General features: G+C 73.8%; 13 protein-coding genes. 5 read left to right on the top strand and 8 right to left on the bottom strand.

Features of this window, described 5'->3' with window-relative positions; genetic code table 11:
• Positions 1–8 precede the first annotated feature (8 nt).
• Positions 9–665, top strand: a complete 657-nt coding sequence (locus Q8W71_RS08155) for a hypothetical protein (protein WP_305524843.1) — start codon at positions 9–11, stop codon at positions 663–665.
• 39 nt (positions 666–704) lie between these two features.
• Here the strand turns inward: Q8W71_RS08155 and Q8W71_RS08150 are convergent, their stop codons facing one another.
• From Q8W71_RS08150 to Q8W71_RS08125, 6 genes are all read right to left on the bottom strand, one after another.
• Positions 705–1,946: a capsule biosynthesis protein gene (locus Q8W71_RS08150; protein ID WP_305524842.1), complete on the bottom strand. Its 1,242-nt coding sequence runs from the start codon at positions 1,944–1,946 to the stop codon at positions 705–707.
• A 145-nt stretch (positions 1,947–2,091) separates the two neighbouring features.
• Positions 2,092–2,745, bottom strand: coding sequence for an ABC transporter ATP-binding protein (locus tag Q8W71_RS08145; RefSeq protein WP_305524841.1), 654 nt, complete (start codon positions 2,743–2,745; stop codon positions 2,092–2,094).
• Positions 2,746–2,901: 156 nt separating this feature from the next.
• The gene (locus Q8W71_RS08140) at positions 2,902–4,542 is read right to left on the bottom strand and encodes an ABC transporter permease (protein ID WP_305524840.1); all 1,641 of its coding nucleotides are present in this window, start codon (positions 4,540–4,542) and stop codon (positions 2,902–2,904) included.
• 64 nt (positions 4,543–4,606) lie between these two features.
• Positions 4,607–5,605, bottom strand: a complete 999-nt coding sequence (locus Q8W71_RS08135) for an extracellular solute-binding protein (RefSeq protein WP_305524934.1) — start codon at positions 5,603–5,605, stop codon at positions 4,607–4,609.
• Positions 5,606–5,731: 126 nt separating this feature from the next.
• Positions 5,732–6,826, bottom strand: a complete 1,095-nt coding sequence (locus tag Q8W71_RS08130) for an ABC transporter ATP-binding protein (protein WP_305524839.1) — start codon at positions 6,824–6,826, stop codon at positions 5,732–5,734.
• A gap of 155 nt (positions 6,827–6,981) precedes the next feature.
• Positions 6,982–8,070 (bottom strand): branched-chain amino acid aminotransferase, encoded by a 1,089-nt coding sequence (locus Q8W71_RS08125; RefSeq protein ID WP_305524838.1) that lies wholly within the window; start codon positions 8,068–8,070, stop codon positions 6,982–6,984.
• Positions 8,071–8,217: 147 nt separating this feature from the next.
• Here Q8W71_RS08125 and Q8W71_RS08120 point away from each other — a divergent pair, with 147 nt between their 5' ends.
• The gene (locus Q8W71_RS08120; protein ID WP_370875366.1) at positions 8,218–9,135 is read left to right on the top strand and encodes a dioxygenase family protein; all 918 of its coding nucleotides are present in this window, start codon (positions 8,218–8,220) and stop codon (positions 9,133–9,135) included.
• Between the two features lie 96 nt (positions 9,136–9,231).
• On the opposite strand, the gene Q8W71_RS08115 is transcribed toward Q8W71_RS08120, so the two are convergent.
• A complete protein-coding gene (locus Q8W71_RS08115) occupies positions 9,232–11,007 on the bottom strand; it encodes an ABC transporter ATP-binding protein (RefSeq protein WP_305524837.1) in 1,776 nt (591 codons plus the stop codon).
• Between the two features lie 104 nt (positions 11,008–11,111).
• Entirely contained in the window at positions 11,112–11,669 is a 558-nt protein-coding gene (locus Q8W71_RS08110) for a Spy/CpxP family protein refolding chaperone (RefSeq protein ID WP_305524836.1), read from the bottom strand.
• A 191-nt stretch (positions 11,670–11,860) separates the two neighbouring features.
• Here Q8W71_RS08110 and Q8W71_RS08105 point away from each other — a divergent pair, with 191 nt between their 5' ends.
• From Q8W71_RS08105 to Q8W71_RS08095, 3 genes are all read left to right on the top strand, one after another.
• Positions 11,861–12,775 (top strand): metal ABC transporter solute-binding protein, Zn/Mn family, encoded by a 915-nt coding sequence (locus Q8W71_RS08105; RefSeq protein ID WP_305524932.1) that lies wholly within the window; start codon positions 11,861–11,863, stop codon positions 12,773–12,775.
• A gap of 171 nt (positions 12,776–12,946) precedes the next feature.
• Entirely contained in the window at positions 12,947–14,692 is a 1,746-nt protein-coding gene (locus tag Q8W71_RS08100; protein ID WP_305524835.1) for a heparinase II/III family protein, read from the top strand.
• A 189-nt stretch (positions 14,693–14,881) separates the two neighbouring features.
• A complete protein-coding gene (locus tag Q8W71_RS08095) occupies positions 14,882–15,691 on the top strand; it encodes a prephenate dehydrogenase/arogenate dehydrogenase family protein (protein ID WP_305524834.1) in 810 nt (269 codons plus the stop codon).

Here is a 15,691-nt window from a genome sequence, read left to right as displayed (position 1 = left end):
CGAGCATCATGGCCGCACGCGCCGTCACCGCCCTGTTCGACCGCTACGAGGCTGCCGCGGCGGCGATCGAGCGGCTGGAGGCCGCCGGAATCCCGCACGCCGACATCAGCATCGTCGGCAACCGCTCGGAGGACGCGCCCGAGGGGTCTGCCCCCGGTACGACCGCGCCTGCGGGGCAGGCCGAGGCGAGCGCCGCCGGCAGCACCGGGGCGGGGGCGACGGTGGGCACGGTTCTGGGCGGCGGCGCGGGGCTGCTCGCCGGTCTCGGCCTGCTGGCGATCCCCGGGCTCGGGCCCGTGGTCGCGGCGGGGTGGCTCGTGTCCGCGGTTACGGGTGCCGGCGTCGGCGCGGCGGCCGGCGGTCTCATCGGCGGCCTGACCGGCACGGGCCTGAGCGAAGGGGAGGCCCGCACTTACGCCGAGGGCGTGCGCCGGGGCGGCACCCTCGTCACCGTGCGGGTCGATGCGGACCGCGCGGACCGCGTTCTGGAGATCCTCGACGCGGCGGGCTCGATCGACCTCGACGAGCGCGCCGAGAACTGGCGGGCGCAGGGCTGGACGGGCGGCACCGCCGGGCCGGCCGTTGCGAGCGAGGGGGCCGCGGGGCGGAGCGAGGCGGGCAGACCGGCCGTCACGATCTGGCCCACCGGGACGCCGGAGGGTTGAGAGCGCCGCGAGCCCGGGGACCGCTCGTCCGGGGACGCGTCAGGCCATGAGCTTGCGGGCGAAGACGGCGGCGCCGAACAGCGCGGCGGCTCCGGCGGTGATCAGGCCGATCATCAGCAGGCGCCGGGGCTCGGTGGAGGACTCGGCCTTCACCGGCTGGACGATCGGGCTGAAGAACTCGATCTGCCGGGCCGAGATGATCCGCGCGCGCTCGTAGGCGGCGATCACCTGCTGGTAGTGCTTCTCGGCGTTCTTGCGCTCGGTCTCCAGCGCCTCGAACCGGGTGAGCGCGTCGGAGAGCAGCCGCTTCTCGTCCGCGCTCTGGCTCGTCGAGGCCTTCTCGATCCGGGCGATGTTGTCGTCGATATCCTTGATCTGCTGCTTGATGTCGATGATCCGCCGGTGATCCGGTCCGAGGTCGCGCTGGCCGATGGCGAGCTGCACCGCGAGGTTGATGCGCGCGGCGCGCATCTCGCTCACCATCTTGATGTTGACGTCGTTGGTCTTCTGCGCATCCAGGATGCCTTCCCGGTTGCGCAGATCGCGCATTTCGAGGCGGACCTTGGTCATCCGCTCCTCCGCGCGCTTCAGCTCGCGTGTGCTCTCGGAGAGCGCATCGTTGCGGGAGGTGACGCTGAGGTCGTTCACCATCCGCTCGGCTTCCTTCATCACCGCCTGAGCGATGGCCAGAGCCTCGTTCGCGTCGAAGGCCGCCACCGTCACCGACATGATGCTGGAGTTCGGCTCGATCTCGACCCCGACCATGCGCTTCCAGTAGCGCAGGAACTTCTCGATCGGCTTCTCGGGATCGAAGCGGGAGAAGTAGTCGATGCTGTCCCGGCTGTACCAGTCGCGGATCGGCAACTGGGCCGTGATCGCTTCCAGCATCGGCCGGCTGAGGATGTACTCGTAGGTGATCTGCGTGTCCTGGGCGACCATCGGGTTCGACGAACTCGACGTGCCGCCCGCCATCTCGGCTGTCGACTTGTCGGAGGAGCCGATCGCGGGGCGGATCGCGAAGCGCGCCTCGCTGACGTAGCGGTCGGAGGCGATGAAGCCGTAGTAGGCGAGACCCGCCAGCGTCGGCAGCACGAAGCAGACGAGGAACAGGATCGGCACCCAGGGGTCGTTCTTGGCCTGGGTCTGATAGGACCGGATGCCCTTCTTGCGGTCGGCGAACCGCGAGGTGCGGGCGATCTGGCGCAGCGATTCGGTGATCGCCTTCTGGCGATCGGCCGTCGTCAGCGGCTGGCCCTCGACCTTCCGGATCTCCATGTTCATCGACCGTATCCCGGCTTTCCGGTTCCGAGGGCCCCGGCCCCGTGGCCGGCGGCGCCGAGCCCGCATCGCGGGCCTCTCCCACGCGCAGACGGCAAAACCATGTCGCGGGCGGGGCGGCGCACCCGCATCCCCGGCCGGTGCCCGCTCAGGAGTTGAGGCGGCGGTAGACCTCGATCGCGTCGTCGATGTCCTCGTAGATGATCGCGCGGCCGTTCAGCAGGACGATGCCCTGCGTGCACCACTTGCGGATCGTGTCCATCGAGTGGGAGACCATGATCACGTCGGCGTGCTTGAGGCGCTGCGAGAACACCTCGTCGGCGCGCTTGGCGAACCGAGCATCGCCCACCGAGGTGATCTCGTCGATCAGGTAGCAGTCGAACGGGATCGCCATGCTCATCCCGAAGGCGAGGCGGGCGGCCATGCCGGAGGAGTAGGTCCTGATCGGCACGTCGAGGTAGCTGCCGAGTTCGGAGAAGTCCTCGACGAACTCGAGCACCTTCTTGGGATCCTCACCGTAGATGCGCGCCACGAAGGTCAGGTTGTCGCGGCCCGTCATCATCGGGTGGAAGCCGCCGGAGAAGCCCAGCGGCCAGGAGGTCCGGCGGCCTCGGATGATCCGGCCCCGGGTCGGCTCCTCGGTACCCGCCAGAAGGCGCACGGTGGTCGACTTGCCGGCGCCGTTGATGCCCAGGACCCCGTAGGAGATTCCGGGCTTCAGGGTGAACGAGACCTGCTCCAGGATCGTTCGGCGGTTGCCGTTGGTGCTGTAGACCTTGCTGACGTTCTCGAAGCGGATCACCGGGTCAGGTCTCCAGGCCGTCCGCGCGGCGGGACGGCACCGCAGGATCGGGGGCCGGGACGGCTCCTGCCCGGGGAAAGCGGCGAATCTGAGAACGGCGGCGGCGTCCGCGGCTCTGGCCGCCCGACCGCGTCGCGATGCGGATCCGGGCGCGGCTCAGCCGCCGCCGAGCCCGGTCCGCGGCAGCCGCGTCAGCAGCGCCACCGGCAGGAGGCCCAGGGCGACGATCAGAAGCGCTGCCACCGCCCCGTCCTCGTAGGTGCCGCGGGAAGCCTCGCCGTAGAGGTGGGTGGCCAGGGTCTCGACGTTGAGCGGGCGCAGGAGCAGCGTCGCCGGCAGCTCCTTGGCGCAGTCGACGAACACCAGCAGCGCGCCGGCGGCGAAGGCCGGCCACGCCAGCGGGACCTGGACCAGGGCGAGCGTCGCGAGGCGGGAGCGGCCGAGCACGCGGGCGGCGTCGGGCAGCGCCGCGGGGATCCGAGCGAGGCCGGCCTCGGTGGCGCCGACCGCGAGGTTCAGGAACCGGAGGGTGTAGGCCGCCACGAGAGCCGTGCCGGTGCCGAGGCCGACGAGCGCCGGCACGTCCCCGATCAGCCGGCCGCCCGCGGCCGCCAGCCCCGCGTCGAGGGCGGCGAGCGGCGCCAGCAGCCCGACGGCGAGCACCGTGCCGGGCATGGCGTAGCCGAGGCCGGCGAGCCGGATCAACGCGCCGCCGGCCCGGCGCCCGAGGAGACCGGGGGCGGCCGCCACCAGCAGCCCGACCGCCGCCGTGAGCGCCGTCGCGAGGCCGGCGTAGAGGACGGTCGAGAGCGCTTCCCGCGGCAGGGAGGCCGGCAGTCCGGAGAACCGCAGCCGCCGGACCGCCTCGACCGCGAGGTAGCCCGCCGGCACGAGGAAGCCCAGCGCCACCGGCAGGACGCCGAGCCCCAGCGCGAGCGCCGCCGGCCAGCCGCGCAGGCTGCGCCGCGCGGCCGGGCGCTCGCGCCGTCCCGTCCCGGCGTAGTCGCGTCCCCCCCGGGCGAGCCGCTCGAGCCCGATGAGGCCGACGACGGAGGCGAGCATCACCAGGGCGATCTGCGCCGCGCCCGCCAGATCCGAACGGTTGACCCAGGTGGCGTAGACTTGGACCGTGAGGGTCCGGACCCCGAGGAATTCGGCGGCGCCAACGTCGTTCAGCGCCTCCATCAGGGCGAGGCCGGTGCCGAGCGCGATCGCCGGCCGGGCGAGCGGAAGGGCGACCCGGACGAACGCCCGGACGGGCCCGGCGCCCAGGATCCGCGCCGCTTCCAGCAACGTGCCGGCGCGCATCGCGAACAGGGCGCGGGCCGGCAGGTAGACGTAGGGGTAGAGCACCAGGCCGAGCAGCACCGTGCAGCCCGGCAGCGAGCGCAGGTCCGGCAGGGCGAGGTCGCGCGGGCGGGCGAGGCCGAGCGCCGCCCGCAGGGCCGAGGGCACGGGTCCGAGCGGGTGCAGCAGGTCGAGATAGGCGTAGGCGACCACGTAGGTCGGCACCGCCAGCGGCAGCAGCAGCGCCGGCTCCAGCCAGCGCCGCCCGGGGAACTCGAAGGCCGATACCAGCCACGCGCAGCCCGTGCCGAGGCTGGCGACGATCAGGCCGACGCCCGCGAGCAGCAGCGCGGTGTCGCGCAGGGCCTGCGGAAGGACGTGGGCGGTGAGATGCGGCCACACGTCCGAGCCCCCCATCGCCTCCGCCGCCAGGGAGAGGACGGGCGCGAGCAGGCAGGCCGCGAGCAGCGCCGCCGCGGCCCAGCCGGCGAGCCTCGGCGCGGCGCTCATGCGTGTGCGTCCCCATCCGGGGTGGGTCCCGGTGGCCGCCGCCGGGTGCGCGGGCCGCCGATGCTCAGTTGTCGAAGCCGACCTTGTCGGCGAGCAGGCTCGCGGCCTTGCGGTTGCGGGCGATCTCGGGGAGCGGCGTGCTGTCGACGGTGAGCGGCCCGAACGCGGCCAGCACCGGGTCCACCGCGACCCCCGGCTTCACCGGATACTCGTAATCGGTCCGGCTGTAGAGAGCCTGCGCCGGGTCGGAGACCAGGAATTCGAGGAACTTGACCGCCTCGTCGCGGTGCGGCGCGGACTTGGCCACCACCGCTCCGGAGACGTTGACGTGGGTGCCGCCGCCCTCGAAGGTCGGCAGCACCACCTTGATCGCCTCCCCCCACTTCTGCTGGTCGGGACCGCCGCGGCCGGAGCGCATCAGCCCGACGTAGTAGGAATTGGCGAGCCCGACCTCGCAGAGGTCGGCGGCGATGTCGCGGGCGACGTCCCGGTCGCCGCCCGCCGCCTTGCGGGCGAGGTTGGCCTTGACGCCGCGCAGCCACGCCTCGGTCTTCTCGGGCCCGTGCTTGACGAGGTAGGCCGCGATCAGCCCCGTGTTGTAGGGATGCTGGCCCGAGCGGATGCAGACCTTGCCCTTCCATTTCGGATCGGCCAGCGACTCGTAGGTCGCGGAGGTCAGGCCCAGGTCCTTGTCGGCGTAGAGCACCCGGGCGCGCATCGACAGCGCGTACCACTGGCCCGCCGGGTCGCGCAGAGTTGCCGGGATCGCCGCGTCCAGGACCGGCGAGGCGACCGGCTGCGCCAGCCCCTTGTCGACCAGCTCGATCAGGTTGCCGATGTCGACGGTCATGATCACGTCGGCGTTCGAGCGCGCGCCCTCGGCGGCGACCCGCTCCGCCAAGCCCTTCTCGACGAAGGTGGTGTTCACCGTGACGCCGCTCGCCGCCGTGTAGGCGTCGGTCAGCGGCTTGATCAGGCCCGGCTCGCGGGTCGTGTACAGGTTGATCTCGGCGGCGCCCGCGGCGCCCGAGAGGACCGAACCGGCCAGGATGCCGCACGCGATCCGGCGGGCACGGGGGAATCGCTTCACGGCGGATCGATCCTTTGGATTGAATTATGCGTGCCAGATGCCGCAGATATACTGCGCATGCAAGTCGCAAGTTTTAGAATTACTATAATTATACTGTGATCATGGCCCGGTGCGGTCCAGGGCCGCGGGGAAGACGTGGGCACCCGCGGGATCGAGGCGCAGGCCGACGGTCGCGCCCTTGGCGGGGAGCGCCCCGGCCGGGACCGGCACGAGGATCGCCGCGTCGATCCCCTCCACGGCGAGCCGCACCCGCGGTCCGGCGCCGCCGAGAACGTGCCCGACCACGCGCGCCGGCCGGCCCTCGCCCGGCGCCCCGGTCCGGATCGCCTCGGGACGCAGGCAGACCCGCACCGGACCCGACCCACCGGGCGCGCCGGGCAGCGTGCCGAGCGCGGTCTCGATCCGCCCGGCTCCGGCTCGGCCCTCCAGCTCGATCACCGGGCCCAGCGCCCGGGCCGCGCGCGGCGAGGCCGGGCGCCGATAGAGGTCCTCGGCGGTGCCGGCCTGCACGATCCGCCCGGCATGCATCAGCACGACGCGGTCGGAGAACCCCATCGCCTCGTCGGGATCGTGGGTCACGAGCAGGGCCGTGGTGCCGCCGGAACGCAGCAGCGCCAGGGTGTCGGCGCGCACGCGCTCCCGCGTGCCGGGATCGAGGCTGGAGAACGGCTCGTCGAGAAGCAGCAGCTTCGGGTCCGGGGCGAGCGCCCGCGCCAGCGCCACCCGCTGCGCCTCCCCGCCGGAGAGCGTGCGCGGGTAGGCGCGGGCCCGGTCCGCCAAGCCGACGTCGCGCAGCCGCTCCAGGCCGAGGGCCGTGCCCCGAGCACGCGGCAGACGGTGCAGGCCGAAGCGGACGTTGTCCAGAAGATCGAGATGCGGGAACAGCGCGTGGTCCTGGAACATCAGGCCGACGCCGCGCCGCTCGGCGGGAACCATCCGGCCGGCACCGGCGACACCCTGGCCGTCGATCCGGATCTCGCCCGCGTCCGGCGCTTCCAGGCCGGCGACGAGGCGCAGCAGGCTGCTCTTGCCGCAGCCGGATTCGCCGAGCACCGCGACGATCTCCCCCGGCGCGAGGTCGAGGGACACCCCGTCGAGGGCCTGCCGCCGGCCGTAGCGCAGGCGGGCGTCCCGGACGCTGAGGCGCGGGTGGGCGATCGTGTGGGCGATGAACGGGTGGGCGGAATGCGGCATCGTCGAAGGAACGGCTGAGGTCCCTCCGTTCATCCCGGGACCGGGCGGGACCGATATCCGGCGTCGCGCCGCCGGTCCGCATCCGCCGGATGCCGGGCCGGTCCCGGGCCGAGCGCGGACCCCGGCGGGACGGCGCTCGCCCGATCTGGGCCCGATCAGAAGACCTTCTGGAACCAGCCGTGGGCGTCGTTCGACTTGCCGCGCTGGATGTCGACCAGCAGGGCGCGCAGCCGTTGCGCCACCGGACCGGCCACCGCGTCGCCGATGGTGAAGTCGTCCTCGCGCCCGCGCACCCGGCCGATCGGCGTGATCACCGCCGCTGTGCCGCAGGCGAAGGCCTCGGTGAGGCGGCCGGCCTTCACGTCCGCGCGCCACGCGTCGATCGTGTAGGGCGTCTCCTTCACGTTGAGGCCGGCCTCGCGGGCCAGCGTCAGCACCGAGTCGCGGGTGATGCCGGGCAGGATGCTGTCCGAGAGCGGCGGAGTGACGAGCGTGCCGTCATCGAACACGAAGAACACGTTCATCCCGCCGAGTTCCTCGACGTAGCGGCGCTCGGCCGCGTCGAGGAACACCACCTGCTCGCAGCCGTGGCTCGCGGCCTCGGCCTGGGCGGCGAGGCTCGCGGCGTAGTTGCCGCCGCACTTGGCCGCGCCGGTGCCGCCGGGGGCGGCGCGGGTGTAGTGCTCGGAGACCCACACCGTCACCGTGCCGGTTGGGTCCTTGAAATACGAGCCGACCGCCGAGGCGATCGTCACGAACAGGTACTCGGAGGAGGGCTTCACCCCGAGGAAGGTCTCGCTCGCGATCATGAACGGCCGCAGGTAGAGGCTGCCGTCCGGCGTGTCGGGGATCCAGGCGCGGTCGATCGACACGAGCTGGCGCATCGCCTCGACGAAGGCGTCCTCGGGCAGCGGCGCCATCGCCATCCGCTCGGCCGAGCGCCGGAACCGGAGCGCGTTGGCCTCCGGGCGGAACAGGGCGGCGCCGCCGTCGACCGTGCGGTAGGCCTTCAAGCCCTCGAAGATCTCCTGGGCGTAGTGCAGCACGGCCGCGGCCGGATCGAGCTGGAGCGGCGCGCGGGCCTCCACCCGGGCGTCGTGCCAGCCGCGGGCGGCGGTGTAGCGCGCCGTCACCATGTGGTCGGTGAACACCTTGCCGAATCCCGGATTCACCATCAGCGCCGCCCGCTCCTCGGCGGAGCGCGGGGCGGGGTGGCTCTGGATCTCGAACGTCAGGTCGCTCACGGGTCTCGTCCTCTCGTCTCCGAGTCTTATGGCGCGCTCCGGCGCGCGAATCTACGGAGGCCGCGCATATCCGCGTCACCGCGGACGCCTTGCGCGCGCGAGAGGGGTGGCCGACCATGGCGCGAGGCTGCATTCCGGGAGGGGGCGATGGCCGGGACGGGCGAGCCTCAGATCATCGCCGGCGCCGACGGCGTCACCCCCGCGGTGCTCGCCGCCATGGCGGCCATGCCGGACCGGCGCCTGCACGCGATCCTGTCGGCGCTGGTGCGCCACCTCCACGCCTTCGCCCGCGAGGTCCGCCTGACCGAGGCGGAGTGGGAGGCGGGGGTCGAATGCCTGAACCGGATCGGCCGGACCACCGACGACCGGCACAACGAGGGCGTGCTGATGTCCGACGTGCTCGGCCTCTCCACCCTCGTCTGCCTGCTCAACAACGGCGACGCCGGCGCCACCGAGACCGCCGCGGCCCTGCTCGGGCCGTTCTGGCGCGACGGCGCGCCGAGGGTGGCGAACGGCGGCAGCCTGCTGCGCTCGCCGACGCCGGGGCCGGCCCTGTTCGTGCGCGGCCGCGTCACCGGGCCGGACGGGGCCCCGATCGGGGAAGCCCGGGTCGACGTCTGGCAATCCTCGCCGGTCGGCCTCTACGAAAACCAGGATCCGGATCAGGCCGACATGAACCTGCGCGGCATCCTGACGACGGATGCGGACGGGCGCTTCGCCTTCCGCTCGGTGCGCCCCGCCGGCTACCCGGTGCCGACCCACGGGCCGGCGGGCGACGTGCTGCGGGCGCAGGGGCGGCACCCGTACCGGCCGGCGCACCTGCACGTGCTCTGCGCCAAGCCCGGCTGGAAGACGCTGGTCAGCCAAGTGTTCGACCCGCACGACCCGTACCTTGCGAGCGACGCGGTGTTCGGCGTCACCGCCGCCCTGATCGGGGATTTCGTCGAGCACGGGCCCGGGGAGGCGCCCCCGGAGCCCGATATCGCCGCCCCGTGGTACAGCCTCGACCACACTTTCGTGATGGAGCCCGGCGAGAGCCGCCTGCCGCGCCCGCCGATCGCTTGAGGCGGCGAAGGGAGGCAGTGCGCATCCCCTCTCCCCGCCGTGCGGGGACCGCGGCGAGGCGGCAGCCGGGGTTAGGGGACAGCTACCGGGGAAGCCTCATCCTGTGAGACCCCCGCACGCGGACATCGGCTCCGCGAGCTGGAGGCGGTGCAGCCGCGCGTAAGCGCCGTCGGCGGCGATCAGCTCCGCGTGCCCGCCGGTCTCGATCACGCGCCCCGCCTCCATCACGGCGATGAGGTCCGCCTCGCGCACGGTGGAGAGCCGGTGGGCGATCACCAGCGTCGTACGCCCGCGCATCAGCCGGGTCAGGGCCTCCTGCACCAGCCTTTCGGACTCGGAATCGAGGGCCGAGGTCGCCTCGTCGAGGAGCAGGATCGGCGCGTCCTTCAGGAAGGCCCGGGCCAGCGCGATCCGCTGGCGCTCGCCCCCGGAGAGCCGGCCGCCGCCGGGGCCGACGCGGAACGCGTAGCCCTCGGGCAGGGCGGAGACGAAGCCGTGGGCGGCGGCGGCCCGGGCGGCCGCCTCGATCGCCTCCGGCGTCGCCCCGGGCCGGCCGAAGCCGATATTGGCGGCTATCGTGTCGTCGAACAGGGTCACCTCCTGCGAGACCACGGCGACCGCCGCCCTCAAGGAGGCGAGCGTCACGCCGCGCACGTCCTGACCGTCGATCGTCACCCGGCCCCCAGTCGCGTCGTAGAGGCGCGGCACGAGGTTGAGCAGGGAGGATTTTCCCGAGCCCGAGCGCCCGACCAGAGCCGTCACCCCGCCCGCCGGCACCGTCAGCGCGATCCCCTCCAGGGCCGGCGCGTCGGCGCGATAGCGGAAGAACACGTCCTCGAAGCGGATCTCGCCCGGCCCCACCGCGAGGGCGGGGGCGCCCGGCGCCTCGCGGATCGTCGGCGCCTCGTCCATCAGGTCGAAGGTGCGCCGCAGCGCCGCCGCCGCCTCCTGGAGGATGGCGTTGAGGTTGCCGAGCGCCCGGGCCGGCTGGGCGGCCAGCAGCAGCGCGGCGACGTAGCCGGTGAAGTCGCCGACCGTCCTGTCGCCGTTCAGCACCCGCTGCCCGACGAGCACGAGGACCCCCGCCACCGCGATCCCGCCGCCGACCTCGAGCAGCGGATCGAGCCGCGCGCGGGCGTTGGCGGCCTTCATCTTGAGGCGGCGGACCTCGTCGAGTGCGGCCGCGGTGCGGCCCTTGAGGTAGCCTTCCAGGGCGTAGGCCTTGGCGACCCGGGCCCCTTGCAGGCTCTCGGAGATCAGGCTGGCGGTGGCGCCCATCTGCTCCTGCGTCGTCGTCGAGACGCGGCGCAGTTTCCGGCCGATCCGGCCGATCGGTCCGGCGACGAAGGGCACGGTGAGCCCGGCCACCAGGGTCAGCACCGGGTCCATCCACAGCAGCGCCGCCACGAGGCCGATCAGCATCGCGATATCGCGCAGGAGCACGGTCGAGATGCGGGTCAGCGCTTCCTTGATGAAGGCGAAATCGGTGGTGAAGCGCTGGGTCAGCGCCGCCGGACTCTCGCGACCGAGCTGGGCGAGGTCCGACTCGATCAGGTGGCCGTAGAGCGCCGCCTGCATGTCGGCCTCGACGCGGGTGACGACCCGGTTGGTCAGCACGGTCTGGCCGTAGAGGGCGAAGCCGCGCAGGCTGGTGACGAGGATCACCACCACCGGCCCGTAGGCGATCGCCGCGGCGTCCTTGCGGTCGAAGGCGTCGAAGGCGGCCTTGATCAGCGCCGGGTAGAGCCCGGTGGAGGCGCCGACGAGTGCGATCAGCACCAGCACCACGGCGAGCGTCGCCCGGTGCGGGAAGAGCCACGCGCGCCAGAGTCGGGCGAGGAGGGGGACCGTGTCGCCGGGCAGGCGCGCCATGTCACGTCCGGTGTCACGTCCGGTTGAGTCCGCCGCGGCCCGGACGGGACGGGCGACGGCGGTGCTGTGCCGCCGCCGCCGCCGCCGATCAAGACCCTTGCGGGTCAGCGCCGCCCATCGCCCGGTCCCGGGCCCATCCCGGGGCCCCCGTCCGGCCCGCGCGGCCGGTCGCCCATCCGGCCCCCCATCGAGCCGCCCATATGGCCGGGACCGGCCATCGGCCGGGACAGGATCAGCGCCCGGCGCTTCTGGTCGGCGTCGAGGCTGGCGTAGAGGGGCTGCGTCGCGTCGGCGAGCTTGCGCAGGGCGTCGCCGCGGGCGCTCGCCGCGTCCGCCATCGCGCGCAGGGCGCCCGGGGCGTCGGTCTCGAAGCTCGGGCGGTCGCGCAGGGTCGCGCGGCGGGTCTCGCGCATCCGCGCCATGTCGCGCATGGCCGCCTCGACCGGCGGCCACAGCTTCTCCTGGTCGGGGGTCAGCTTCAGCCCGGCGTGGAGCGCGGCGATGTGCGCGTCGGTGAAGGCGGCGCGGTCCTCGGGCGTGAGCGCGCTCCAGCGGCCATGGCCGCGGAAGCCCTCGGGGCCCCAGCCGTGGGCGGCGGCGCCCGCGAGCCCGAGGCCGATCAGGCCGGTGGCGAGGAGGGCCGTGGTGGTGCGTCGGAACATCGAACTCTCCGTGGCGGGGACGCGCCGGAGGCGGCCGCCTTGACGGCCTGCCGCGACCCCGCGGGCCGGATGACGCGCCCGCCGTGTATCCCGCTTGTGTATGTAACACTGTTACACTACACGCCGGGTCGGACGGTGCGAGGAGGCCTGCGGTGCGCGGCGCGGTGACAGGTTTTCGGGCGGGCGTGCTGATGGCGCTGGCCCTCTGGCTCGGGCTCTGCGCGGCCGCGCGGGCCGAGCCGGCGGGCGCGCCGATCCGGGCGGTGGCGAGCTTCTCGATCCTCGGCGACCTCGTCCGGCAGGTCGGCGGCGCGCACGTCGCCGTCTCCACTCTGGTCGGGCCGAACTCCGACGCCCACAGCTTCAGCCCGGCGCCGGGCGACGCGAAGACGCTGGCCAAGGCCGACATCGTGTTCGTCAACGGCCTCGGCCTGGAGGGCTGGATCGACCGGCTGATCCGCGCCTCGGGCACGCGCGCGCCCGTGATCGTCGCCTCGACCGGGATCCGGACGATCGCCGGCCCGCCGGACCACGACCATGACGGCCACGGACACGGCGCCGAAGGAACGAGCGGCGCGGTCGACCCGCACGCGTGGCAGAGCGTGACCAACGCCAAGATCTACGTGGCCAACATCCGCGACGGCCTCGCCAAGGTCGATCCGGCGCACGCGGCCGACTACGCCGCGGCGGCGGCCGCCTACACCGCCAAGCTCGACGAGCTCGACCGGGCGGTGCGCGCTGCGGTGGAGAAGATCCCGCCGGAGAAGCGCCGGATCATCACCACCCACGACGCGTTCGGCTACTTCGCCGACGCCTACGGCCTGCGCTTCATCGCCCCCCAGGGCGTCTCCACCGACAGCGAGGCGAGCCCGCGGGACGTGGCGGCGATCATCCGGCAGATCCGGCGCGAGCGGGTGCCGGCGGTGTTCCTGGAGAACGTCGCCGACCCGCGCCAGATGCAGCAGATCGCCCGCGAGGGCGGAGCCCGGATCGGCGGCAAGGTCTATTCCGACGCGCTGTCCGGGCCGGACGGGCCGGCGCCGACTTATCTCGACATGATGCGCGCCAACCTGCGGGCGTTCGACGCGGCGCTCGCCCCCGGATAGGCCGTCCGGCCACGTCCGTTCCGGGCCGGGACGAGCCGGCGCCGCATGACACAGCGTAAACGGACGGTTAAGACGCCCGCCCTAGCCTGGAACGGGAGGGGGCCGGCCGATCCGCGGGTGCGCGGTCTCCGGGCCTTGTGGCATTCGGAGATCGCGTGGCTTGGGGGCCGGATGGCTTGGGGGCCTGACCGCTGGCGCTTCTATCGGCTCGTCGGCCGCGAAGCCGCGCGGACCGTGCGCGCCGCCGCCGCCCGGGTGAGCGCCCCGCCGGACATCCTCGCCCGGGTCCGCGTGAGCGGGCTGGTGATCGCCCCGCAGGACCTGCGCACCTCGGACGCGACCTTCGCCGACGACATCTACGCCGGCCTGTTCGTGTTCGCCGGGCGCTCGCTGACCGCCAGCGGCGGCTCGCCCTTCGACTACGCGCCGCCCTCGCCGGAATGGGCGGACGAACTCTACGGCTTCGGCTGGCTGCGCCACCTGCGCGCCGCCGACACGGCGCTGGCCCGGGCCAACGCCCGGGCCTTCGTGGCCGATTTCATCGCCGGCCGCGGCGACCCGGCGCTCGCCCGCCAGACGCCGGTGGCGGCCCGGCGGCTGGTCTCGTTCCTGTGCCAGTCGCCGCTGGTGCTGGAGGGGGCGGACCACGCGTTCTACCAGGGTTTCCTCCGGGCGATCGCCCGCAACGCCCAGCAACTGGAGCGCGACCTGCGCCGGGGCGTGCCGCCGCACTGGCGCCTCACGGCGGCGGTCGCCCTCTGCTACGCCGGCCTGTGCTGCGAGGGCATCCAGCCGATCCTGCGTCGGGCGACCCGGGTGCTGTCGCGGGAACTCGACCGCCAGATCCTGCCCGACGGCGGCCACCGCTCCCGCGACCCGCGCTTCGCGATGGACCTGCTCCTCGACCTGCTGCCGCTCCGCCAGAGCTACCTCAGCCGCAGCGTCGAGCCGCCCGCCGCGCTGCTGCGGGCGGTTGACCGGATGCTGCCGCTGCTGCGGCTCCTGCGGCACCCGGACGCCTCGCTCAGCCACTTCAACGGCATGGGCGCCACCGACGCCGACCACCTCGCCACCCTTCTGGTCTACGACGGCGCGCTCGCCCGGCCGATGATGCACGCGCCGAATTCCGGCTACGAGCGCCTGGAGGGCGGCCGGGTCGTCGTCGTCGCCGACGTCGGCGGGAGCCCGCCGCTGCCCTACTCGGCCAATGCGGGGGCGGGCTGCCTCTCCTTCGAGATGTCGAGCGGGCCGCAGCGCATCGTCGTCAATTGCGGGCTGCCGGCGAGCGGCGGCGACCTGCGCCGGCTGGCCCGCTCCACCCCCGCGCACTCGACGGCCTCGGTCGCCAACGCCTCCTCCTGCCGCTTCCTGGCCCCGGCCAGTTGGGGGCTGGAGCACGCCGCCGCCGCGTGGCTGATCCGCCGCCGCGGCCCGGTGGTCCTGCGCGGGCCCGCCTCGGTCGCCGCCGAGCGGGTGGAGGAGGGCGACAGCCTCCTGCTCGCCGGCCGGCACGACGGCTACGGGCCCGATTACGGCGTCGTCCACGAGCGGCGCTGGCAGCTCTTCCCCGCCGCCGGACGCCTGGAGGGCCGCGACGCCTTCCTGCGGCAGGCGGGCAAGGGCCGCGGCGCGGGCCGCCTGCGCGGCCACGACGTGGCGATCCGCTTTCACCTGCACCCCGGCATCGCCGTGCGCGGCGTGCCGGAGGGGCTGGAACTGGCCTCGGCGCTCGGCGAGGTCTGGCTGTTCTCGGCCGAGGGCGCCGCCGTCGCGGTGGAGGAGAGCGTCTACTTCTCCGGCCTCACCGGCCCGCGGCGCACCGACCAGATCGTGCTCCACCTGCGGGTGGCCGACGACACCGAGGTCCGCTGGACCTTCGCCCGCCTCGCCTCGGCGCCGCTGCGGGGCGCCGCCTGAGCGGCCGAGCTTGACGGCGGACGGCCCCGGGACTACGGCCACGGGATGACCAGCGCCCGCCCGTCCGGATCGTATTACGCGCCGCATCCCTAGCGGCGTCGGGCTCGTCATGTCTCAGCCGCTCGCGTCGTCGGCGGCTGACCTGGGATCGGACACCGCCGGCCTCGCCCGTTTCCCGAGGTTCTTCCCGTGTCGTCCTCCGCCATCGTCCCCTTGCGGCCACCGGTCGGCCTCGTCGGCTACGGAGCCTTCGGCCGGCTGATCGCCCGCCATCTCGCGCCGCACGTCGCCGTGCGGGCCCACGATCCCGGCGTGCCGGCCGCCGCCTTCGGTCCCGACGCCGTTGCCGCAGAGCTGCGTGAGGTCGCCCGCTGCCCGGTCGTGATCCTCGCGACGCCCGTCTCCGCCCTGGCCGAGGCGGTCGCCGCGCTGGCGCCGCACCTGCGGCCGGGCACGCTGGTGGTGGATGTCGGCTCGGTGAAGACGATCCCCGCGGGGATCCTGCGGGAGGGGCTCCCGGCCCATGTCGAGATCCTGGCGACCCACCCGCTGTTCGGGCCGCAGAGCGCCGCGGCCGGCATCCGGGGCCTGAAGATCGCCGTCTGCCCGGTCCGCGGCCGGCGCGGCCTGCGGGCGGCGGCTTTCCTGCGTCGGGTGCTCGGCCTCGACGTGATCCTGACCACCCCGGAGGCGCACGACCGTGAGATGGCGGCGGTGCAGGGCCTGACCCACCTCATCGCCAAGGTGCTCGTCGAGATGGAGCCCCTGCCGACCCGCATGACCACTCGCAGCTTCGACCTGATCATGCAGGCGGTGGGCATGGTGCGCCACGATGCGCCGGAGGTGTTTCGCGCCATCGAGCGCGACAACCCGTTCGCGGCCGACGTGCGCGGCCGCTTCTTCGCGCTCGCCGCGCGGCTCGACGCCGATCTGTCCGGGGCGGCGGATCGCGCGGACGCGCCCATCCCGCCCCGCCTCGCGTCCCGGCGTGTCCTGTAA

The organism is Methylobacterium amylolyticum, assembly GCF_030700245.1.
Classification (GTDB): domain Bacteria; phylum Pseudomonadota; class Alphaproteobacteria; order Rhizobiales; family Beijerinckiaceae; genus Methylobacterium.
The sequence above is the reverse complement of the archived record's forward strand: the minus strand, read 5'-3'. Positions and strand labels throughout refer to the sequence as shown.

What these genes read in the sequence shown, in the direction of transcription:
- Q8W71_RS08155 (WP_305524843.1), top strand. Translation starts at nt 9, where the DNA reads ATGGCCGCACGCGCCGTCACCGCCCTGTTCGACCGCTACGAGGCTGCC.
- Q8W71_RS08150 (WP_305524842.1), bottom strand. Translation starts at nt 1,946, where the DNA reads ATGAACATGGAGATCCGGAAGGTCGAGGGCCAGCCGCTGACGACGGCC.
- Q8W71_RS08140 (WP_305524840.1), bottom strand. Translation starts at nt 4,542, where the DNA reads ATGAGCGCCGCGCCGAGGCTCGCCGGCTGGGCCGCGGCGGCGCTGCTC.
- Q8W71_RS08130 (WP_305524839.1), bottom strand. Translation starts at nt 6,826, where the DNA reads ATGCCGCATTCCGCCCACCCGTTCATCGCCCACACGATCGCCCACCCG.
- Q8W71_RS08120 (WP_370875366.1), top strand. Translation starts at nt 8,218, where the DNA reads ATGGCCGGGACGGGCGAGCCTCAGATCATCGCCGGCGCCGACGGCGTC.
- Q8W71_RS08115 (WP_305524837.1), bottom strand. Translation starts at nt 11,007, where the DNA reads ATGGCGCGCCTGCCCGGCGACACGGTCCCCCTCCTCGCCCGACTCTGG.
- Q8W71_RS08110 (WP_305524836.1), bottom strand. Translation starts at nt 11,669, where the DNA reads ATGTTCCGACGCACCACCACGGCCCTCCTCGCCACCGGCCTGATCGGC.
- Q8W71_RS08105 (WP_305524932.1), top strand. Translation starts at nt 11,861, where the DNA reads ATGGCGCTGGCCCTCTGGCTCGGGCTCTGCGCGGCCGCGCGGGCCGAG.
- Q8W71_RS08100 (WP_305524835.1), top strand. Translation starts at nt 12,947, where the DNA reads ATGGCTTGGGGGCCTGACCGCTGGCGCTTCTATCGGCTCGTCGGCCGC.